The organism is Terrihabitans soli (assembly GCF_014191545.1).
In the GTDB taxonomy this organism is placed as follows: Bacteria; Pseudomonadota; Alphaproteobacteria; order Rhizobiales; family Methylopilaceae; genus Flaviflagellibacter; species Flaviflagellibacter soli.
Window position 1 is genome coordinate 280,916 of sequence record NZ_AP023361.1, and the last position, 19,804, is coordinate 300,719.

Here is a 19,804-nt window from a genome sequence, read left to right on the forward strand (position 1 = left end):
TTCCTTGAAAAATGAACGGTTTCCGAGGCGACCAGCAACCTCCTGTTAAGTCAAAGCACCTACTTTCATCCTCATGAAGCAGGGCTAAACCTGCACATATTTCGGGGCCTTGGGGGAATAGATGCTGTCTCGTTTGCGCAATGCATTGCTGTCGGTGCGGGTTCCGGCGGCGCTGACCTCCGTCCGCGTGCGCATCGCGCTGCTGTCGATTGCCCCGCTGACCGCGCTCCTGATTACGGCTGCAACCTATTTCGTCGGCCAGCGCAATGTCACTGAAGCCGTCGAGCGCGCCGACCGCTATTCCGAAATCGCCTCAGAGGTCGAGCGCTTCCGCGGCCAGCTGGCCACCATGGCCTCGTCCGTTGCCGAATTCCGCCTGAAGGCCTCCGACAGCGGCAAGCGTTCCTTCGAGCAGGCCGCCAAGGAAGCAACGCGCGCCATCGAGGCGATCCGCGAGAATACCGATGACGAAAATCTCCTCGCCAATGTGGCGACTTTGGCGGACGGTCTGACCCAGACCTCCGATGCGTTTGCGCGCATTGTCAAAGCCCAGGGCGTGCTCGGCACCAGCAAGACGCCCGGCGTCGATGCGCGTCTTGCCTCGACCGGCGATGAACTCGACGTCAAGCTCGATCAGGAACTCAATACGCTCGGCGAAGAGAGCTATGCGATCTCCAAGACCGCGCAGGAAGCGCTGAAGGACCAGAAGAGCTTCATGATCACCGGCAGCGCTGCGCTGGCCGATGCCTTCACCGCTAAAACCGCGCTGCTGATCGAACAGATCAAGGGCAGCCTGCTCGACGAAGCCAAGAAGGACGAACTCGTCACGGCGATCGAAGCGTATCAGATCCTCTTCAAGGAATGGCGCGCTGCCAAAGCCGAGCAGGCGTCCGCCGCGCTCGTGACCGGCGACGTGCTCGAAACCGTTTCGCTCAACACATCCTCGCTTCTTGCTTTCGCGCGCGATGGCCGCACGGCAACCGTCGAGCAGCGTCACGCCGCTGAACAGCAGACCAATATGATTGCGCTCGGCATCATCGCGGTCGCGGTTCTTCTCTGCTCCACGATGGGCTTCCTCATCGGCCGCGCGGTGACGCGCCCGATCGGCCAGCTCACCGATGCGATGCGCCGCCTTGCTGACGGCGATACGCAGATCAAGGTCGATTCCAGCGGCCGTGACGAACTCGCCGCGATGGCGCGCGCCGTCCTCGTCTTCCGCGACAATGCGATCGAACGCGAACGTCTTGCCAATGAGCAGGCCGCCGCGCAGACGCAGCGCGAAGCGCGGGCTCGCGCGGTTGAAGAACTGGTGCGCGGCTTTGAAGCGCGCGCCGACTCGGCGATCGCCGGCGTACGTGCAGCCGCAACCCAGCTCGAAGGTACCGCCGCAGGCCTTGTCGATGCGTCGAGCAAAGTCTCCGAAGAAGCGCGTCAGGCCGGCACCGCCGCCTCCAGCGCGTCCGCCAACGTCACCGCGGCCGCGGGCGGCGCCGAAGAACTCGCTTTGTCGATCCAGGAGATCGATCAGCAGGCCTCGAAGTCGACGGAAGTGTCCTCGCGCGCCGTCACCGAAGCCAACAAGACGGTTCAGACCATGTCCTCGCTCGCCGGCGCCGCAACGCGCATCGGCGAAGTCGTGAACCTCATCCAGGCGATCGCCGCGCAGACCAATTTGCTCGCGCTGAACGCCACGATCGAAGCCGCGCGCGCCGGCGAAGCCGGCAAGGGCTTTGCGGTCGTCGCCCAGGAAGTGAAGAGCCTTGCATCGCAGACGGCGAACGCGACGGAAGAAATCGCACGCCAGATCGGCGCCATCCAGGAAGCGTCCGGCGAAGCCGGCGTCGCCATGGAACGCGTGTCGAACATCATCGAGGAAATGTCCCAGATCGCCGCCGCGGTTGCCGGCGCGGTCGAGGAGCAGAACGCAGCGGTCCGCTCGATCGCCGGCAACGTCGCCCGCGCTTCGGGCGAGGCCCAGTCCGGCGCCGAGGCCATGGAATCGGTCGAAGGCGCGGCGGAAAGTGCCCGTGCGGTGGCTGACGATGTGGCCGAACTCGCCTCCGGCCTGTCGCGCGAAGCCGGCCAGCTCGAAGAGGCGGTCCGCGACTTCCTCAAGGGCGTCCAGGCCGCCTGATTAAAAATTACTCGCCTCGAACCTCCGGGGCGGCTATCTGAATTCTGAACGGACGGGCGCTTTTCGCGTCCGTCCGTTTTGGTATCGCGAGGTCTCGACTTGGCTCTCGGCCGCCTGAAATCCCTTTGGGCCATCTGTTACGACGTCTATGTGCGGTTCGCCGCCCATGACGCCTGGGCGATTTCGAGCCATGTGGCCCTGTCGGTCCTTTTGGCTCTCTTCCCCTTTTTGATCGTCGTCACCTCGATCGCCTCGCTGATCGGCACCGATGAAATTGCCGCCCAGGTGGTGAGTCTTGCCTTCGAAGGCTGGCCGCCGGCTTTGTCGGGGCCGCTCGCCGGCGAGATCACCCGCGTTCTCACCGGCCGCCGCCTCGACCTTCTGACCGTCGGTGTCGTGCTTTTGCTCTGGACCTCGTCCTCGGCGGTGGAGGCGATGCGGGTCGCGCTCGTGCGCGCCTATGGCGTGCCGGATATGAGGTGGTGGTATTGGACCCGCCTGCAGAGCATCGGCTTCATGCTGCTGGGCGCGGTCGGCATGTTCCTGCTCGCCTTCGCCGTCGTGCTGTGGGGTCCGATCTGGAACACGGCCACGGCCTATATCCCCGATCTCGGCGCTGCGACCTGGAATGCGCTCGCCTTCCGCTACATCTCGACCAGTCTTTTCCTCATGGGCGGGCTGATGCTCGCCCATTTGTGGCTGCCGCCACAGCGCATCCCGGTTCTTGCGACGCTGCCGGGCACGTTCCTGACCATGCTGCTGTGGCTCGTCGGTGCCGCGGTGTTCGGCTACTGGCTGTCGCGCTGGGCGAACTATGCGTCGACCTATGCCGGCCTCGGCTCGATTATGGCCGTCATTTTCTTCCTCTACATCAACTCCGTCGCCTTCATTCTCGGCGGCGAGCTGAATGCGGTTCTGGCGACGCGCCGCAGAACCCGCGAAGCGCGTGAGGCTTCCGAAGCCGAGGAACAAGCAGGGAAAGAAGACGTTGTTTCCTCAAAAGAGGAGACAGCGCGTGACACATCAGGATCGGGACGGCCCGCTCGTCGAAACAGCAAACGAAACAAGGCAGGGTCCTAAAGGCACGCCGGTTCTGTGGGTGCTGATCGTCGGCCTTTCGCTCGCAGTCCTGTCGCTGTTCTATTTCATGTCGACGAGCGTCGAGGATCCGCCGGGTCCGGGCACGGGCGTTCCGGCGACCGAAGCGGCGCCGCCGGTTACTCCGAAATAATCAGCGATGATTAGCGGCGTTCGGACTGAACCGGCTGTTGCCGGGTTCAGCGACGTTCCTCATTGGCCGGATCTGGCGGCAGGACTTCGTAATCCGTCGTAATGACGGTCTCGCGCGGTCCGGGCTGCGGAACGTTGGGGCGCGTCTTGCCGCGCCGCCAGCGGTAGAACCAGTCGATCGCCAGAATCGCCGGGAAGGCGAACAGGAAAACGGCGAAGGAAAATACCGCCAGCGATACGACGAGCGCGGCCGCCAGCGCGCCGATAATGGCGACCTGCCAGGCCGGAAGCTTGAGCGTCCGGAAAGTGCCGAAGGGATAGCGTTCGTTCATGGGGCGGAACTATTCATCGCGATAAAGGCTACTCCAAGACGGAAACTCATGAGTCCTGATGAGCGTTAATGTCACGGGGGCGCCGGGATCTTGGGAGAGATCGCCATGCCGTCCACCGCCATCGGACGTATCGCCTATTTGGCCTCAGATCGTGAACTCGACGTTACTTTTGTCGGTTCGGGCCATACCTACACCTATATCGGGGTCGAACCGGAGATCCATGAGGAGTTCCGGCGGGCACCCTCCAAGGGCCGGTTCTTCAACTCAAGGATCAAGGACCGCTACCCGTTCCGCCGCTGGGGCGTGGGTCCGGCCTTCACGCCCCCTGAGCTTCGATCGCCAGGGCATGCACCCGCTCGGCGAGCTCCGCACTGAGGACCTGATTGATCGCCCGATGGGTCTCGACCCGGCTCTTGCCGGCAAAGGCCGCCGAGGCGATCCGAACCCGGAAATGGGTCTGGCCGCCCTCCTGCCAGCCGCCATGGCCGGCATGGTTCTGGCTCTCGTCGATGACCTCAAGACGTGCCGGATCGAAGGCCGCCCTCAATTTGGTCTCGATCCTCGCTTTGAAATCCATGCCTGAAAGCTCTCGCAGTTTTGGGCCTTTGCACCCATATAGGAACTCGACGTCAACCCCTTCAACCGAGACTAAGATACGCGGCCAGCTTCGCTTGTCGGGGCCGGACGGCGCGCTCATAATCGAATGATGAAACTCGACTCGCCCTGGTTCGACGGTATCCGCGCCGCCAAAAAGCCTTCTCAAGCAGAGGCTAAGGCGATCCCGGGCGGCTGCGACCATCCCGGCTGCGCCCAAAAGGGCGAGTTCAAGGCTCCCAAGGGCCGGGACCGGGAAGGCCAGTATTTCAACTTCTGCGTACAGCATGTCCGGGAGTACAACCAGTCCTATAATTACTTCCGGAACATGGACGATGATCAGATCCAGGCCTGGCAGAAGGACAGCCTGACCGGCCACCGGCCGACCTGGACCATGGGCGTGAACAAGCAGGGCTCGGCCCGGCCGCATTCGACCCATCCGCGCTACGCCAACTGGAACTTCGCCGACCCCTATAATCTGTTCGGCAAGGAACCGGGCCGCCCCGCGGAGCCCCAGAAGGCGTCCCGCACCCTGAAAAAGGTCGAGTTGAACGCACTTCAGGAGCTCGGGGTCGAGGAGACGGCCACGGCCGAGGAGATCAAGACGAGGTTCAAAACGCTGGTGAAACGGCTGCATCCCGATGCCAATGGCGGGGACCGCGGCACAGAGGACAAATTGCGCGCCGTCATCCAGGCGTATAATTACCTGAAACAAGCCGGTCTCTGCTGAGGCCGCCGCCCGTGCGGGGTGTCACTGCGGTTTCGCCCGCGGTTCCCAGGAGAATGAGTTCAATGGCAGTTGCAGCTGAGAAGGCGTCCGGCCTCCCGGATATGAAAGTGTCCGTGCGTCAGGTGTTCGGCATCGATTCCGATATGGAAGTGCCGGCCTATTCGGAAGTCGACGAGCATGTTCCGGATATCGATCCGGATTATCTGTTCGACAGGACAACGACGCTTGCGATCCTTGCCGGCTTTGCCAAGAACCGCCGCGTGATGGTCTCGGGCTATCACGGCACCGGCAAATCCACGCATATCGAACAGGTCGCCGCGCGCCTCAACTGGCCGTGCGTGCGCATCAACCTCGACAGCCATGTCTCGCGCATCGATCTCGTCGGCAAGGACGCGATCGTCATGAAGGACGGCTTCCAGGTCACCGAATTCAAGGACGGCATGCTGCCTTGGGCGCTGCAGAACAATATCGCCCTCGTCTTCGACGAATACGATGCTGGCCGTCCGGACGTGATGTTCGTGATCCAGCGCGTGCTGGAAGTCTCGGGCCGCCTGACACTGCTCGATCAGAAGCGCGTCATCCGTCCGCATCCGGCGTTCCGTCTGTTCGCCACCGCCAATACGATCGGCCTCGGCGACACGTCGGGCCTTTATCACGGCACGCAGCAGATCAATCAGGGCCAGATGGACCGCTGGTCGATCGTGACCACGCTCAACTATCTGCCGCACGACAGCGAAGTGGATATCGTTCTCGCGAAATCGCCGCATCTGAAAGGCAAGCCCGAAGGCCGCGACCTCGTCTCGAAAATGGTGCGCGTTGCCGATCTGACGCGTTCGGCGTTCATCAATGGCGATCTGTCGACCGTGATGAGCCCGCGTACCGTTATCACCTGGTCCGAGAATTCGGACATTTTCGGCGATATCGGTTTTGCGTTCCGGCTGACCTTCCTCAACAAATGCGACGAGCTCGAACGTGCTCTGGTGGCCGAGTTCTACCAGCGCTGCTTCGGCCAGGATCTGCCGGAAAGCGCGGTCAACGTCGCGCTGAGCTGAGATGATCTCCAATACCGGCCCCGGCAAACCGAATAAGGAACCGCCGAGCGAGCCCTTAAAGCGCGCGGTGTCCGGAACGCTGCGCGCGATTTCGGGCAAGCCGGAGCTCGACATCACATTCGCATCCGAGCGCGCCCAGCTTGTTGCGGGCGCAGCGCGTTTGCCCGAGCCGCCGCGCCGCATGTCGAAAAAAGACGCGGCGATCCTGCGCGGCCAGGCCGATGCGCTGGCACTGAAACTTGCCTGCCACGATCCGAAGGTTCATTCGCATCTTCTGCCGAAAAGCACCGATGCAAAGGCGGTGTTTGAAGCCGTCGAACAGGCGCGCTGCGAAGCCATCGGCGCGCGCCGCATGACGGGCGTTGCGCAAAATCTCACGGCGATGCTCGACGAGCGCTACACCAAAGCCAGTTACACGGACATTGCCGATCGCGAGGAAGCGCCGATCGAAGATGCGCTTGCGCTGATGGTGCGCCAGCGTCTCACCGGTCTTGAGCCGCCGCCGAGCGCAAAGAAGGTCGTCGATTTGTGGCGCCCCTGGATCGAGGAACGCGCCGGCAAAAATCTCGAACGGCTCGATCTTCTTCTGAACGATCAGAAGGCGTTCGCACGCACGATCCACGAAATGCTGAGCCAGCTCGAAATGGGCGATGAGCTCGCGGGCTATCTCGACGACGATCTGTCGGATGATCAGGACCCCGACTCGGACCAGGATCCCGGTCAGGAAGAGGGCGGCGAGCGCGGCGACGACGAGTCGGAGGGCATGCAGTCGACGGAAGCGGAAGCCTCCGATGACGAACCCGACTTCGGCGAGATGGAAAAGGCCGATGCGCCGCCGTCGGAAATGCCGGACGAGGCCGATGCGGAAGATGCAAAAGACATCACCGAGCCGCCGCGCCGTTCGCTTTCCAACAGCGAAAGCCGTGGCTTCGATTATCGCGCCTATACGAACAAATTCGATGAGATGCTGAACGCGGAAGATCTGTGCGAGCCGGAAGAACTGGCTCGTCTCAGATCCTATCTCGACAAGCAGCTGACCAATCTTCAGGGCGTTGTCGGCCGTCTCGCCAACCGTCTGCAGCGGCGTCTTCTGGCGCAGCAGAACCGCGCCTGGGAGTTCGATCTCGAAGAGGGCATGCTCGATCCGGCGCGCCTGTCGCGCGTCATCACCGATCCGATGCAGCCGCTGTCTTTCATGCGTGAGCGCGACACCGATTTCCGCGATACGGTCGTCACGCTTCTGCTCGACAATTCCGGCTCGATGCGCGGACGTCCCATCACCGTGGCCGCAACCTGCGCCGACATCCTCGCCCGCACGCTCGAGCGCTGCGGTGTGAAGGTCGAGATTCTGGGCTTTACGACGCGCGCCTGGAAGGGTGGCGCCTCGCGCGAAGCCTGGCTGCAAGCCGGCAAGCCGCCCAATCCCGGACGGCTCAACGATCTGCGTCACATTATCTACAAGTCTGCCGATGCACCCTGGCGCCGCGCCCGGAAAAATCTCGGACTGATGATGCGCGAAGGTCTGCTCAAGGAAAACATCGACGGCGAAGCGCTCGAATGGGCGCATGACCGGCTGCTCGGCCGCCCGGAAAACCGGCGCATATTGATGATGATTTCCGACGGCGCGCCGGTCGATGACTCAACTCTGTCGGTCAATGCTGGCAACTATCTTGAACGGCATCTGCGCGCGGTGATCGACAAGATCGAAAACCGCTCGCCGGTCGAACTCGTCGCCATTGGCATCGGCCATGACGTGACGCGCTATTATCGCCGCGCGGTGACGATTGTGGATGCGGAAGAGCTCGGCGGTGCGATGACGGAAAAGCTCGCCGAACTCTTCGAGGAAGACTCGGGCGCAAAATCCGGAAAGACGCGCGCCCGCGCATGAATCGCGCGGCTTTTGTATTCTTTGCGCTGCTGGCCGCGCCCGCGGCCGCCGAACCCATCGCTGTCAAAGCTCAGCCGCTTTCCTATTTCTCTGCCGCAAATCCCGGTCAGAATGTCTTTGGCGCGCTGACCTTCCGCGGCGGGCTGGTGCTGACATCCGACAACAAGGATTTCGGCGGCATATCCGGCGTGCGCCTGGCTGCCGATGGAAAGCTCGTCGCCGTCACCGATCGCGGCCAATGGCTCACCGGCAAGCTCACCTATGACGGCGCAAAGCCGCTAGCGCTTGAGGGCGCCGAGCTTGCGCCGATGCTCAACGCAAATGGCAAAGCGCTGCGCGGCGGCGGCGCGGATGTGGAATCGCTGGAGGTTTCCGGTAACACCGCCTTTGCCGGCATCGAGCGTGTGCATCAGGTGCTGCGCTACGATTTATCGAAAGGCGTGAGCGCGGCCAAAGGCACAGGCGTCACTGTTCCGCGCGAGGCAAAGAGTTTTCCGTCGAATGGCGGCATTGAAGGCCTCGCCCTTGTGCCGGGCGGCGCGGAAAAGGACACGCTATTGATCGTCACCGAGGAAGCCTATGACGCGAAGGGCGATCATCTCGGTTTTCTTCTGCCCGGCCGCACCAAGAAGAAGATCAGACCTCTGACTTTGAAGCGCCGCGACAATTACGCGGTGACCGATCTGGCCTTTCTTCCGGGCGGCGATCTGATCGTGCTGGAACGGCGCTATGTGCCGCCGTTCTCGCTCAGCACAAGGCTGCGCCGTATTGTGCAAAGCTCAATTACCGAGGGCGCGCTGCTCGACGGCGAGGTTCTGCTCGAGGGCTTTTTCCCGGCGGACCAGATCGACAATATGGAAGCCGTGTCCGCTCATAAAGCCGCGGACGGGGCGAGCGTGATTACGCTGATGTCGGACGATAATTTCAGCCAGAGGCAGCGAACGATTTTGCTGCAGTTCGGAATCGCGGATTAGCGACCCGCGCGCGCCGTCTCGAACGGGCGGATAATGCTCATCAGCGCGCCATAGGGCACGAGCAGCAGCAGCGCCATCGCGACCTTCACGCAGAAATCGAAGAAGCCGAGGCCCATCCAGAGCGGCACGGTGATGCCGCCCGCGTAAGTGACGGGATCGGACATCGAAAGATCGCCGGCAAAAGCGAGCGTGAAGAAGATGATCGTGTCGAGCGCCGAACCGAGAAGGCTGCCGGCAAGCGGCGCACGCCACCAGGTCTGACGGCGCAGCCAGTTGAACACGGTGACGTCGAGAAGCTGGCCGACCATGAAGGCCGTGCCCGAAGCGAGTGCGATGCGCGGCGTCGCAAGAACGATGGACAGAACGACGGCGATGGCAAAACCGGCATAGACGACGCGGCGCGTCATCTTGGGGCCGAAGCGGCGGTTCGTCAGATCGTTGACGAGGAAGGCGACCGGATAGGTCAGCGCGCCCCAGGTCAGGTAATCCGCAAGGCCGAAAGCCTGGATCGGATACTGGACGGCGAAATTCGACAGCGCGACGACGCCCGTCATCGCGAGGATTGGCAGAACGAGGTCTTTCGCCTCGAAGCGGATGCGGGAGGTGGTCACGGCGCCTCTCAGGCGGCCGCGGACTCGCCGGCCTTGCGGATCTTGCGGCGCAGTTCCTTGGCCTTCTGCGACAGGTCCGCTTCCGAAGATTTCAGAAGAAACGCGTCGAGGCCGCCGCGATGCTCGACCGAGCGCAGGGCGTTGGCGGAAATGCGCAGGCGCACCGACTGGCCGAGCGCGTCGGACAGGAGCGTCACCTTGAGCAGGTTCGGCAGGAACCGCGTCTTGGTCTTGCGGTTCGAATGGCTGACCAGGTGGCCAACGAGGACGGACTTACCGGTCAGTTCGCAGCGCCGCGACATCGCAGGCTCCATAAAACTCTAGAATTGCGGGACGAGCAGGCCGGAGCCGTCACTATCTTTCGGAAAAGAAGGATGGCCCACGAGCAAACCGCTCGAAGGTCGGGGTGTATAGGCTCCAAGCGCCCCAAAGGTCAAGGAAAAGGGTATCCCCCGGACGGCAGGTGAGTCCCGGCGGCAACGCCCCGGGCTAATCGCTTTGGCCCGTCTCGACGGAGAACCAATCCTGCCCCATTCTAAAGTGAATATGAATCGCCGGTTTTTCGGCGTGTCGAGAGGCAGTTTGAGGTGAAGCCGACCCGGACCCAGGTTTCCGGCGCCCGCCGCTTGGGGCGATTGGGCGGGGTCCTTGCTGTGCTCAGCGCACCCCTTTTTGCCGGTGCGGCGCAGGCCGGCGACACCGAATTCAACGCCCGCTACACGGTCCGCCTGGCCATCCTGCCGCTGACCTTCGCGACCGGCAATCTGAAGGCGACGATCCCCGAAAAGGGCCGCTATACGGTCGATTTCTCGGCCACCGGCACCGGCTTCAAGATGAGCGGCAAATCGGCCGGTGTCGTGCAGGCCAATATGCTGTGGCCGGTCAGCTCCGCGATGGACACCTCCGACAGCGAGGAAACCCGCAAAATCCGCCTCGCTTTGTCGCGGGGCCGGGTGCGCCAGGAAACGGTGACCCCGCCGATCCCCTACCGGCCGGACCGCATTCCGATCACCCAGGAACACCGCAAAAACGTCATTGACCCGATTTCGGCGCTGTTCATGCCGGTCATCAGCAAGAACGGACCGGCGGAGCCCAGCAATTGCGACCGGAACCTGCCCATTTTCGAGGGCACCGAGCGCTTCGATATCAAGATGTCCTATCTCAGGATCGAGATGGTGAAGACGGATAAGGGCTATGCCGGCCCCGCCGTCGTCTGCCGGGCGACCTATAAGGCGATTTCCGGCCACCGGCCGAAAAGCTCGGTCCAGTTCATGGAGCAGAACCGCACCATTGAGGCGTGGCTCGCCCCGGTCGAGGGGACGAACATGCTGGCCCCCTGGCGGGTCTCCATGTCGACCAAGGTCGGCACGCTCATTCTGCAGGCGACCGAGTTCAAGACGGCCGCGGCCGAGACCTCAGGCTCCACCGCCGCGCCGACCAAACAGGCCGATGCCCGTGCTGTCGCCCCGGCTGTGTCCGAAACCGGGACACCGCGTTAACCGCGTTCTTCGAGTTTTCCACAAAACCGCTGAAAGCCGATTCAGCATCATGTAGCCGCCTTGGCGCCGGGCACATGATCTTGCGGGGGCAGAACAGGAACATCGGCCATGGGCCGATTCGGTCAGGCTCTGTTCCCCATCTGGCCGAACGTTAACGGCACAGTCCGGCACACCGCGAGGAACGAACCGGGATTCTGTCCGAGTCAGCGATTCGGGCCGGGTTTGTTCGGCGCGTGTTCCCGCATAACCGGTGTTAAGGAAAACGGCGGCGGGCCGCGCCAATCTGTGGTAAACCGCCGTCTCTCCCACACATAGCGCCAGACCGATGTTGCGCCCTCGCACCCTTTTGCCCGCAGAGCGCGGACGTAACGTCACCGCCGTTCTCGGGCCGACCAATACCGGCAAGACCCATCTCGCCATCGAGCGGATGGTAGCGCAGGGCTCGGGCCTGATCGGCCTGCCGCTGCGGCTGCTTGCGCGCGAGGTCTATCAGCGCATCGTCGACAAGGTCGGCACTGAAAAGGTCGCGCTGATCACCGGTGAAGAGAAGATCACCCCGAAGAACGCGCGCTTCTTCGTCTCGACCATCGAAGCGATGCCGCAGGATCTCGAGGTCGATTTCGTCGCCATCGACGAAATCCAGATCGCCTCCGATCTCGATCGCGGCCATGTCTTTACGGACCGCCTGCTCAACCGGCGCGGCCGACACGAGACGCTGCTCCTCGGCGCGTCGACCATGCGCGGGCTCGTCGAGCGGCTTCTGCCCGGCGCCAACATTGTCGGGCGGCCGCGCCTGTCCAATCTCACCTTCGCCGGCGAGAAGAAGATCACGCGCCTGCCGCGGCGCTCGGCGATCGTCGCCTTCTCGGCCGACGAGGTCTACGCGATCGCCGAACTCATCCGCCGGCAAAGGGGAGGTGCCGCCGTTGTCCTCGGTGCATTGTCGCCGCGCACGCGAAATGCGCAGGTCGAGCTCTATCAGTCGGGCGATGTCGAATATCTCGTAGCGACCGATGCCATCGGCATGGGGCTCAATCTCGACGTCGATCACATCGCCTTTGCCGGCGACCGCAAATTCGACGGATTCCAGTTCCGCCGCCTTAACCCCTCGGAATTCGGCCAGATCGCCGGCCGCGCCGGCCGCTACATGAACGACGGCACATTCGGCACGACGGGCCGCTGCCCGCCATTCGAAAAGGAGCTGGTGGAGCGCCTCGAAGGGCACAATTTCGAGTCTGTACGCCTCATGCAGTGGAGGAATACCGATCTCGATTTCTCCTCTGTGGCGATGCTGCAGCTGAGCCTTGCGGTTGCACCCACGGAATCCGGCCTCACGCGCGCGCCGACCGGTGAGGACGTCACCGCGCTCGAATATGCGGTGCGCGATCCGGATGTGCGGGATGTGGCAAACGGGCGCGATGCCATCGCGCGGTTGTGGGATGTGTGCCAGGTGCCGGACTACCGAAAGGTCTCTCCGGCCGCTCATGCCGAACTTGTCACGTCCCTCTATGGATTTTTGATGCGGGAGGGTAAAATCCCCGACGACTGGTTTGCCCGGCAGGTGTCGCTGGGCGATCGCACGGACGGAGACATCGACACACTCTCGGCACGGATTGCACATATCCGTACCTGGACCTTCGTCGCCAACAGGCCGGATTGGCTCAAAGATCCGGAACATTGGCAGGGGGTCGCTCGCGGTGTCGAAGATAAATTGTCGGACGCGCTGCATGAGAGACTCACGCAACGCTTCGTCGACCGCCGCTCATCGGTTCTGATGCGGCGTCTCAGGGACAAGGACATGCTTGACGCGGAAGTGACGGATAAGGGCGATGTGCTGGTCGAAGGCCAGCACGTAGGACGTCTTGCGGCGTTCCGCTTCACGGCGGATCAAAGCGCCGAGGGCGAGGACGGGCGCGCGCTGCGCGCCGCCGCGGTCAAAGCTTTGGCGGGCGAATTTACGCGGCGTGCAGACAAGCTTGCATCCGCCGCCGACGCCGACATCGTTCTGTCGTCCGATGGCACGCTGCGCTGGCTCGGGGAGCCCGCGGGCAAGCTCGCGGCGGGCGAACATATCCTGCGTCCGCGGTCGCGCATTCTGGCCGACGACACGCTTGCCGGTCCCGATCGCGAAAAAGCGGAAACGCGTCTGCAGCTCTGGATCGATGCGCATGTGAAGCGCCTTCTTGGTCCGCTCTTCGATCTCGAAGCGAGCGAAGCGCTGACCGGCATCGCGCGCGGCCTTGCCTTCCAGGTGGCCGAACATCTCGGCGTGCTCGACCGCACGCGCGTCGCCGACGACGTGAAGGGCCTTGAACAGGACGCGCGCGCAAGCTTGCGCAAGCTCGGCATCCGCTTCGGCGCCTATCACATCTATCTTCCGCTGCTCCTGAAACCCGCGCCGCGGGCGCTTGCCGCCCAGCTCTGGGCGCTGAAGCAGGAGACCGCGGTTGCGGGCCTCGACGACGTTCCGGCCCTTGCTGCAAGCGGCCGCACGAGTTTCAAGGCCGATCCTGCGGTGTCGCAGGATCTTTATCGCGCACTCGGTTATCGCCTGTGCCAGGACCGCGCGGTGCGCGTCGATATTCTCGAGCGCCTTGCCGATCTCATCCGTCCGGCGATTGCCTATCGTGCCGGCGTGACGCCGGGCGATCCGCCGGCGGGCGCTGCCGACGGCAACGGATTTACCGTTACCGTTGCGATGACATCGCTGACAGGATGCTCGGGCGAGGATTTCAGCGCCATCCTGCGCTCACTCGGCTATAGACTCGACCGCCGTCCGGCGCCGAAGCCGGAAGCCGTCCCCGCGCTTGCCGCGGATGTACCTACAGAGACAGTGCCGGAGCCCGTCGAGGCGAGCCCGGAGACGGACGCGCCGATTGCCGATGCGGTGATCGAAGCCCCGGCTGAGACGCCGGCCGAAGCGATCCTTGCCGAATTTGCCGCCGGCACGCCGGGCGATAGCTCGGGCGCAACGACCGCCGCCGCCGAACCGGTGATGATCGATATCTGGCGCCCCGGCCGGCAGGACCATCATCGCCGCCCCGATCAGCAGCAGCGCCGTCCGGACAACAGAAAGCGCTTCGAGAATCGCGAGGGCGGCCGTGAAGGTGCGGGAGCGCCGGACGGTAAACCGCGTCCCCAGCGCCGCCCCGATCGCGACGGCAAGACGAATTTCAAAGGCGGGTTCAAGGGCGGGCAAAAGGGCCCGCGCCGCGATGACGGCGCCGGCAAGCCTCAGCGTCAGGCTCCGCCGCCGCGCCGCGAAAAGCCGCTCGACCCGAACTCGCCCTTTGCGGCTCTGGCCGGTCTGAAGGCCCAGCTCGAGGGCGACAAGACGAAAACGTGATCCTCGTCAGAAAAGAGGGTCCCGGGCCCGGAGGACGCCAGCGCATCGACAAATGGCTCTGGCATGCGCGGGTCGGGAAGACCCGCAGTCTTGTCCAGAAACTCGTCTTGTCGGGTCATGTCCGGCTGAACGGGACGCGGATCACGGCGTCGAGCCAGGCCGTGAAAACAGGCGATGTTCTGACGATCGCCCTGGAGAACCACGTCCGCATTCTCGAAGTGAAGGGATTTTCGGAGCGGCGGGGCAGCGCTCCGGCGGCGGCGCTCCTATATGGAGATCTCAGCCCGCCGCCTGTCCCGGCCGAACCCAAACCGCCGTCCGGCCTTAGCCGCGAAAAGGGGGCGGGGAGGCCCACCAAACGGGACCTCCGGGCCATCAATCTGATAAGGGGCCGCGACTAGGTGTGGCTTGCGCCCCGCCCAAGCCTCGACTAGGCAAACACTGGAAATCGACCAAAAAGGCCCGCAATGCCCTACGTAGTCACCGAAAACTGCATCAAGTGCAAATACATGGACTGCGTGGAGGTGTGTCCGGTCGACTGCTTTTATGAGGGCGAGAACATGCTCGTCATCCACCCCGACGAATGCATCGATTGCGGGGTGTGCGAGCCGGAATGCCCGGCCGAGGCCATCAAGCCGGATACCCAGCCCGGCCTTGAGAGCTGGCTGGAGCTGAATGCCCAGTATTCGAAGACCTGGCCCAATATTTCCGAGAAGGGCGAGGCTCCTGCCGACGGCAAGGAATGGGACGGAAAGCCCGGCAAGCTTGAGCTGTTTTCGGCCGAGCCCGGTGAAGGTAGCTAAAGTCTTAACCTTCCCCCGGCCGGGACCGTGGCCGATTTGCCATAAGCAAAGCGAAGATTTGCGGAAATGACATTTTTGTGGTAGGGTCAATACAGGCTCGGAGAACCACTCCGGGCGGGGGGCTCCGTAGAAAACGGGGCCTTTTTTCTCGACCAGCTTTCAGAATCCGAAGCATGGCCGACCGTCGTTCCCCCAATCTGGAACGGCCAGACCGTCCGCCCCAGAGGCGGAGAGAAAGGGACCCCAACATGCCGGCCAAAAAACCGGTCAAAAAGGCTGCCAAGGCCAAGTCAGGGAAGTCGGCGTCGGAAGTTAAGGCCAATAAGGCGAAAGCCAAGGCCAAGGTCGCCAGCAAGGCGGCCACGAAGACTGCAAAGACGGCCAAATCCAAATCGGCAAAGCCGAAGGCGCCTGCGAAAGCAAAGGCCCCGAAAGCTGTTGCCAAACCGGCCAAGGCCGCAGCCAAGCCCGTATCGGGCAAAGCAGCTGCGCCGGCCGTAAAGCCCGCGGCCAAACCGGCCGTGCAGGCAAAGCCCGTCGCGTCGCCGAAAGCGGCTGCGCCGGTGGTCAAGCCGGCCACTGTCGAGGCGAAACCCGTTGTTCAGGCAAAGCCGGCGGCTCCCGCCCTGGCCCAGCCGAAGCCCGTGATCAAACCGGCGTCCGTTGCGCCGGCAAAACCGGCGGCCGAGGCCCGCCCCGCAGATGGAGTGCGCAATAACATTATGAGTGATGCGGCAAAGAAGACCACGACGAAGCAGCACGGTTTCAAAACCAACGAGCACATCGTCTATCCGGCGCACGGCGTCGGCCAGATTGTGGCTATCGAAGAACAGGAAATCGCGGGCTACAAGCTCGAGCTTTTCGTGATCACCTTCGCCAAGGACAAGATGACCCTGCGCGTTCCGATCTCCAAGATCGCGAGCGTGGGCATGCGCAAGCTGTCGGCAGGCGATGTCATGACCCGCGCGCTCGACACCCTGAAGGGCCGTGCCCGCGTCAAGCGCACGATGTGGTCGCGCCGCGCCCAGGAATACGAAGCGAAGATCAATTCGGGCGATCTCGTCGCGATTGCCGAAGTCGTGCGCGACCTTCACCGCGCCGAAACGCAGCCGGAGCAGTCCTATTCGGAACGTCAGCTTTATGAAGCGGCGCTCGACCGGATGGCGCGCGAGCTCGCAGCCGTCGAAAAGCTGACGGACAGCGAGGCGATCAAGAAGATCGAAGCCATGCTGGCCAAGGGTCCGAAGCGCGGCCCGGCCAAGGCGGAAGACGCCGAAGGCGAGGCGGATGCGGAAGCTGAGCCGGAAGCCGAAGCCGAAGCGACCGACGGCGATGAGGCAGAAGCCGCCTAATTTCGCTGATATTTCAGGAGATTGAAAAAGCCCGGCCGCAGTGCCGGGCTTTTTTATTGGCTCCCGTTTAGGGCGCGATCTGAACCCTTCAAGGCCTTGGCGCGTTACTTTCGACGGCCCCGGCGTGAAAGGGGGGCGATCCATGGCACTCGGGAGGTTCACATGACGACCGACGGAAGCGTGCGGCACGGCCTTGTCCGTGCGGCGATGGATGCGCCTTTTCTGGAGCGCGAAGAGGAGCACCTTCTCGCGGTGCGTTGGAAAAGCGATTGCGATGAGGCGGCGCTGCACAAACTCGCCGCGGCGCATATGCGCCTTGTGATTTCGATCGCCGCGAAATTCCGTCATTACGGATTGCCGATGGCCGATCTCATTCAGGAAGGCCATGTCGGTTTGCTGGAAGCGGCGGCGCGTTTCGACCCCGACCGTGAAGTGCGTTTTTCCACCTATGCGACCTGGTGGATCCGCGCGGCGATCCAGGATCACATCCTGCGCAATTGGTCGATCGTGCGCGGCGGTACATCGTCGACGCAGAAAGCTCTGTTTTTCAGCCTGCGCCGTCTGCGCTGGCGGCTCGGCCGCACACATGGCGATCTCACCACCGCCGACATCAATCGCAAGATCGCCGCCGCCATCGGCGTTTCCGAGAAGGATGTGGCGCTGATGGATTCGCGCCTGTCCGGCCCCGATCTGTCGCTGAATGCGCCGCTGACGGAATCGGATGCCGACAATACGGCGGAGCGAATGGACTTTCTCGTCGACGATGCGCCGCTGCCCGATCAGACGGTGAGCGAACGCATCGATGAAGAGCGCCGTTCGAAATGCCTGAAACAGGCGATGCTCGTTCTGACCGATCGCGAGCTGAAGATCATTCGCGCCCGCAAGCTTTCGGAAGAGACGGCAACGCTCGAATCCCTCGGCGCGATGCTCGGCATTTCGAAGGAGCGCGTGCGACAGATCGAGAACCGCGCGCTGGAGAAACTGCGCCGCGCGCTCAGCGAAGCCGATCCCATGTTCGAAGTACGGGCGGCCTAAATTATTCGACGATAAGCTTCACGCGGTCGCCGGCTTTCAGATTTTGCTCGGGCCCGAGCCCGTTCAGCACCTGGAAGCGTTCGATATTGCGGTTCGGCACCGCCATGCGCTCGGCGAGCGACAGAATGGAATCGCCGGGCTTTACCGTGACGACGGCCAGACGCTGCGGACGAACCTCGGTCGATTCCGATGAGGTAAGGCGGCGGAAGGACAGAATTGACGAGCGGAAGATCAGATCCTGTTCCGGCGTCAGATTCTTCGCCGCATACACGATCCGGTAGACGTTCGATCCGAAGCGGATGCCGGCAATCCGGAAACTCCAGTCGCGCCCTTTGGCGATGGCGATGGCCGCCGGAAAACCGTTGATGCTGGTTTCCTCGACATTGGAGATCGCAACGCCTTCCATCAGATCGTTCGCAAGATGCTGGCCGAGCGGCTGGCCGTTCGGCACGAGCACGGTGTCGAGCCGTAGCGCCGTGTCGCTCGGACCGATGCCGACAATGCTTTCGGAGGCATTTTCGAGCGTGAAATTGTCCGGCGCGGTGAAGGAGAAGCCGATCACCGGATGGATGAAGCGGTTGCCGCGTACATATCCTTGCGCCGGATCGTCGCCATAGACCATGCCTTCGACGGCGGTGAGGAAGCGCCCGCGATCGTGTTCGCCTTGGCCGGCGCGGCCGCTCTCCTGCGCGGTGCGCGTTGCGATCTCGACGCGCTCGGGCGTTGCCGGATGGGTCGACATGAAGTCGATGGTTTCATTCTCGCTCGCGCCGCCAAAGCCCGTGGCGCGCAAAGTCGCGTTCTTGCCCATATTGGCGAGGAAATGCGCCGAGCCGAGCGGATCGAACCCGGCGCGGGCGAGATTTGCGACGCCCATACGATCGGCTTCCAGCTCCTGTTCGCGCGAGAAGCGGGCCAGCGCGATCTTGCTTTTGGCGAGTGTCGTGGCGCCGGCTTCCGCATCCCCGAGTACGTCGGTGACGATGCGCGAGACGAGAACCGCCTGGCGTTCCTTGTCGGCGCGGGCAAAAGCGTGGCGCGCCGTGACATGCGCCATTTCATGCGCAAGGACCGCGGCAACCTCGGATGTGTCGTTGGCAAGCGCAAGAAGGCCGCGCGTCACGTAGAGATCGCCGGTCGGCAGCGCGAAGGCGTTGATCGAAGGCGAATTCAGAACGGTGATGCGATAGGCGACGTCCGGCTGATCGGAGGCTTTTGAGATGCGCGCTGAAATGCCGGCAAGGAGAATGTCGAGCGCGGGATCGGCATAGGCGCCGCCATAGGCGGTCAGGATGCGGTTATGCTCGCGGCGCGAGGCGGTATCGGCGCCGACCGTGCGCGGGGCGGCCGAGGGCACAAGCCCGCTTTCCGGCTCCGTCGCCTTCTCGAATCCGGCGCAGCCCGCAGCGGCCAGAGCCGCGGCGAAGATGGCGCCCCGGCGAAACACGTCCAGTGGACTCACAGCCCCATATCCTTTGCACCGCTCCTTCGGGCTCACGTCTTTCGACCTCAGGGCAAAATCTCGATCCGGTCGTCCGCTCCGGCAAGGATCGCCGGACCGTTCCGGTATTCCAGCCGGCCCCGGGCGCGCAGGCGTTTTCCGGCAATAGCTTCAACAGCCGCCCCACCGGAGAAGTGAGGCCAGTCCTTTTCGGCAATGATGAGGCTAAGCCCGCTTTTCCAGTATCGCGCAAAATTCAGATAGACGCGACCCTTGGACAGGCGGGCGGACTGGACCATGCCTTCGGCGAGAACATGCCGTCCAAGATGCTCGGTGAGGGCGGCTCCGTTAGCTGCGCCAAGGACATAACCGGGCTCCGCCCAGATTCCGATCCGCGCTTTGCGCGCCTTCTCTTCGGTAACCAAAAGCTCCGATAGGCAGGCGCCTTTCGCCTGGGCGGCGGCATGGCCGAGGCCTTTCTCGATCAGATTTTGTTCTACGTCCTCGATATGCGCCGGTTGCCTGTTCCAGCGGTCGGGCTTTCCAGTGGGCCGGAGCGTCAGGCGCTCGTCTTTGAGGAGGCCGGGCAAAGCGGCGCGGCCTGAATCCGCGAGCTCGACACCGGCGAGCTTTATCTCACGCCGGTCCGTGAGCTGGATCGTGCCGTCCGGGCGGACCGAGAGCACATCGGCTGTCTCGGCGGGCAGATCGCAGGCGGCAAGAACAGGCCCCGCCCATAAGAGGATCAGCGCTGCCGCGCCGAGGTTTTGAACAGGCATTCCG

The 19,804-nt window shown here is 63.3% G+C and carries 20 protein-coding genes; 14 read left to right on the top strand and 6 right to left on the bottom strand.

Annotation, left to right across the window (positions count from 1 at the left end):
- The first annotated feature begins 121 nt into the window (after window positions 1–121).
- The 3 genes from IZ6_RS01540 (at window position 122) to IZ6_RS01550 (ending at window position 3,365) form a co-directional block, all read left to right on the top strand.
- Window positions 122–2,134 carry a methyl-accepting chemotaxis protein gene (locus tag IZ6_RS01540; RefSeq protein ID WP_222876275.1) on the top strand — a complete coding sequence of 671 codons (2,013 nt, stop codon included), beginning with the start codon at window positions 122–124 and terminating at the stop codon, window positions 2,132–2,134.
- A 99-nt stretch (window positions 2,135–2,233) separates the two neighbouring features.
- A complete protein-coding gene (locus tag IZ6_RS01545) occupies window positions 2,234–3,214 on the top strand; it encodes a YihY/virulence factor BrkB family protein (protein WP_222876276.1) in 981 nt (326 codons plus the stop codon).
- Window positions 3,150–3,365 carry a hypothetical protein gene (locus IZ6_RS01550; protein ID WP_222876277.1) on the top strand — a complete coding sequence of 72 codons (216 nt, stop codon included), beginning with the start codon at window positions 3,150–3,152 and terminating at the stop codon, window positions 3,363–3,365. Before IZ6_RS01545 ends, IZ6_RS01550 begins: the two co-directional genes overlap by 65 nt.
- 46 nt (window positions 3,366–3,411) lie before the next feature.
- Here the strand turns inward: IZ6_RS01550 and IZ6_RS01555 are convergent, their stop codons facing one another.
- Window positions 3,412–3,696 carry a hypothetical protein gene (locus tag IZ6_RS01555; protein ID WP_222876278.1) on the bottom strand — a complete coding sequence of 95 codons (285 nt, stop codon included), beginning with the start codon at window positions 3,694–3,696 and terminating at the stop codon, window positions 3,412–3,414.
- Between the two features lie 105 nt (window positions 3,697–3,801).
- On the opposite strand from IZ6_RS01555, the gene IZ6_RS01560 reads away from it, so the two are divergent.
- Window positions 3,802–4,071 (top strand): KTSC domain-containing protein, encoded by a 270-nt coding sequence (locus tag IZ6_RS01560; protein WP_222876279.1) that lies wholly within the window; start codon window positions 3,802–3,804, stop codon window positions 4,069–4,071.
- Here the strand turns inward: IZ6_RS01560 and IZ6_RS01565 are convergent.
- Window positions 4,013–4,273 (bottom strand): BolA family protein, encoded by a 261-nt coding sequence (locus IZ6_RS01565; protein WP_222876280.1) that lies wholly within the window; start codon window positions 4,271–4,273, stop codon window positions 4,013–4,015. The genes IZ6_RS01560 and IZ6_RS01565 overlap by 59 nt on opposite strands.
- A gap of 126 nt (window positions 4,274–4,399) precedes the next feature.
- On the opposite strand from IZ6_RS01565, the gene IZ6_RS01570 reads away from it, so the two are divergent.
- The 4 genes from IZ6_RS01570 to IZ6_RS01585 all read left to right on the top strand — a co-directional run bounded on the left by IZ6_RS01570 (window position 4,400) and on the right by IZ6_RS01585 (window position 8,934).
- Window positions 4,400–5,020 carry a J domain-containing protein gene (locus IZ6_RS01570; RefSeq protein ID WP_338054677.1) on the top strand — a complete coding sequence of 207 codons (621 nt, stop codon included), beginning with the start codon at window positions 4,400–4,402 and terminating at the stop codon, window positions 5,018–5,020.
- A gap of 62 nt (window positions 5,021–5,082) precedes the next feature.
- Entirely contained in the window at window positions 5,083–6,072 is a 990-nt protein-coding gene (gene cobS / locus IZ6_RS01575) for a cobaltochelatase subunit CobS (protein ID WP_420825563.1), read from the top strand.
- A 1-nt stretch (window position 6,073) separates the two neighbouring features.
- Entirely contained in the window at window positions 6,074–7,960 is a 1,887-nt protein-coding gene (gene cobT / locus IZ6_RS01580) for a cobaltochelatase subunit CobT (RefSeq protein WP_222876282.1), read from the top strand.
- Entirely contained in the window at window positions 7,957–8,934 is a 978-nt protein-coding gene (locus IZ6_RS01585; protein ID WP_222876283.1) for an esterase-like activity of phytase family protein, read from the top strand. The genes cobT and IZ6_RS01585 overlap by 4 nt, the downstream gene beginning before the upstream one ends.
- Here the strand turns inward: IZ6_RS01585 and IZ6_RS01590 are convergent.
- Both IZ6_RS01590 and rpmB read right to left on the bottom strand, forming a co-directional pair.
- Window positions 8,931–9,488 carry a queuosine precursor transporter gene (locus IZ6_RS01590; protein ID WP_222877504.1) on the bottom strand — a complete coding sequence of 186 codons (558 nt, stop codon included), beginning with the start codon at window positions 9,486–9,488 and terminating at the stop codon, window positions 8,931–8,933. The two genes, IZ6_RS01585 and IZ6_RS01590, sit on opposite strands and share 4 nt — an antisense overlap.
- A 65-nt stretch (window positions 9,489–9,553) precedes the next feature.
- Window positions 9,554–9,847 (bottom strand): 50S ribosomal protein L28, encoded by a 294-nt coding sequence (rpmB, locus tag IZ6_RS01595; RefSeq protein ID WP_222876284.1) that lies wholly within the window; start codon window positions 9,845–9,847, stop codon window positions 9,554–9,556.
- Between the two features lie 351 nt (window positions 9,848–10,198).
- Here rpmB and IZ6_RS01600 point away from each other — a divergent pair, with 351 nt between their 5' ends.
- From IZ6_RS01600 to IZ6_RS01625, 6 genes are all read left to right on the top strand, one after another.
- Window positions 10,199–11,044, top strand: a complete 846-nt coding sequence (locus tag IZ6_RS01600; RefSeq protein WP_222876285.1) for a DUF3108 domain-containing protein — start codon at window positions 10,199–10,201, stop codon at window positions 11,042–11,044.
- Between the two features lie 325 nt (window positions 11,045–11,369).
- On the top strand, window positions 11,370–14,390 hold the full coding sequence (locus IZ6_RS01605; protein WP_222876286.1) for a helicase-related protein: 3,021 nt from the start codon (window positions 11,370–11,372) through the stop codon (window positions 14,388–14,390).
- The gene (locus IZ6_RS01610; RefSeq protein WP_225873967.1) at window positions 14,387–14,791 is read left to right on the top strand and encodes an RNA-binding S4 domain-containing protein; all 405 of its coding nucleotides are present in this window, start codon (window positions 14,387–14,389) and stop codon (window positions 14,789–14,791) included. The genes IZ6_RS01605 and IZ6_RS01610 overlap by 4 nt, the downstream gene beginning before the upstream one ends.
- 66 nt (window positions 14,792–14,857) lie before the next feature.
- Entirely contained in the window at window positions 14,858–15,193 is a 336-nt protein-coding gene (gene fdxA, locus IZ6_RS01615) for a ferredoxin FdxA (protein WP_222876287.1), read from the top strand.
- 248 nt (window positions 15,194–15,441) lie between these two features.
- Window positions 15,442–16,545: a CarD family transcriptional regulator gene (locus tag IZ6_RS01620; protein WP_222876288.1), complete on the top strand. Its 1,104-nt coding sequence runs from the start codon at window positions 15,442–15,444 to the stop codon at window positions 16,543–16,545.
- 162 nt (window positions 16,546–16,707) lie between these two features.
- On the top strand, window positions 16,708–17,580 hold the full coding sequence (locus IZ6_RS01625) for an RNA polymerase factor sigma-32 (protein WP_222876289.1): 873 nt from the start codon (window positions 16,708–16,710) through the stop codon (window positions 17,578–17,580).
- Between the two features lies 1 nt (window position 17,581).
- Here the strand turns inward: IZ6_RS01625 and IZ6_RS01630 are convergent, their stop codons facing one another.
- Both IZ6_RS01630 and IZ6_RS01635 read right to left on the bottom strand, forming a co-directional pair.
- On the bottom strand, window positions 17,582–19,042 hold the full coding sequence (locus IZ6_RS01630; protein ID WP_222876290.1) for a M48 family metalloprotease: 1,461 nt from the start codon (window positions 19,040–19,042) through the stop codon (window positions 17,582–17,584).
- A gap of 47 nt (window positions 19,043–19,089) precedes the next feature.
- A complete protein-coding gene (locus IZ6_RS01635; protein WP_222876291.1) occupies window positions 19,090–19,800 on the bottom strand; it encodes a thermonuclease family protein in 711 nt (236 codons plus the stop codon).
- Between the last annotated feature and the right edge of the window lie 4 nt (window positions 19,801–19,804).

Excerpts from the sequence above, each read along its gene's own strand:
- IZ6_RS01585 (WP_222876283.1), top strand. The coding sequence starts at position 7,957 with ATGAATCGCGCGGCTTTTGTATTCTTTGCGCTGCTGGCCGCGCCCGCG.
- IZ6_RS01540 (WP_222876275.1), top strand. The coding sequence starts at position 122 with ATGCTGTCTCGTTTGCGCAATGCATTGCTGTCGGTGCGGGTTCCGGCG.
- IZ6_RS01635 (WP_222876291.1), bottom strand. The coding sequence starts at position 19,800 with ATGCCTGTTCAAAACCTCGGCGCGGCAGCGCTGATCCTCTTATGGGCG.
- cobS (WP_420825563.1), top strand. The coding sequence starts at position 5,083 with ATGGCAGTTGCAGCTGAGAAGGCGTCCGGCCTCCCGGATATGAAAGTG.
- IZ6_RS01590 (WP_222877504.1), bottom strand. The coding sequence starts at position 9,488 with ATGACGGGCGTCGTCGCGCTGTCGAATTTCGCCGTCCAGTATCCGATC.
- IZ6_RS01570 (WP_338054677.1), top strand. The coding sequence starts at position 4,400 with ATGATGAAACTCGACTCGCCCTGGTTCGACGGTATCCGCGCCGCCAAA.
- cobT (WP_222876282.1), top strand. The coding sequence starts at position 6,074 with ATGATCTCCAATACCGGCCCCGGCAAACCGAATAAGGAACCGCCGAGC.
- IZ6_RS01625 (WP_222876289.1), top strand. The coding sequence starts at position 16,708 with ATGACGACCGACGGAAGCGTGCGGCACGGCCTTGTCCGTGCGGCGATG.
- fdxA (WP_222876287.1), top strand. The coding sequence starts at position 14,858 with ATGCCCTACGTAGTCACCGAAAACTGCATCAAGTGCAAATACATGGAC.
- IZ6_RS01565 (WP_222876280.1), bottom strand. The coding sequence starts at position 4,273 with ATGGATTTCAAAGCGAGGATCGAGACCAAATTGAGGGCGGCCTTCGAT.
- rpmB (WP_222876284.1), bottom strand. The coding sequence starts at position 9,847 with ATGTCGCGGCGCTGCGAACTGACCGGTAAGTCCGTCCTCGTTGGCCAC.
- IZ6_RS01620 (WP_222876288.1), top strand. The coding sequence starts at position 15,442 with ATGCCGGCCAAAAAACCGGTCAAAAAGGCTGCCAAGGCCAAGTCAGGG.
- IZ6_RS01555 (WP_222876278.1), bottom strand. The coding sequence starts at position 3,696 with ATGAACGAACGCTATCCCTTCGGCACTTTCCGGACGCTCAAGCTTCCG.
- IZ6_RS01560 (WP_222876279.1), top strand. The coding sequence starts at position 3,802 with ATGCCGTCCACCGCCATCGGACGTATCGCCTATTTGGCCTCAGATCGT.
- IZ6_RS01605 (WP_222876286.1), top strand. The coding sequence starts at position 11,370 with ATGTTGCGCCCTCGCACCCTTTTGCCCGCAGAGCGCGGACGTAACGTC.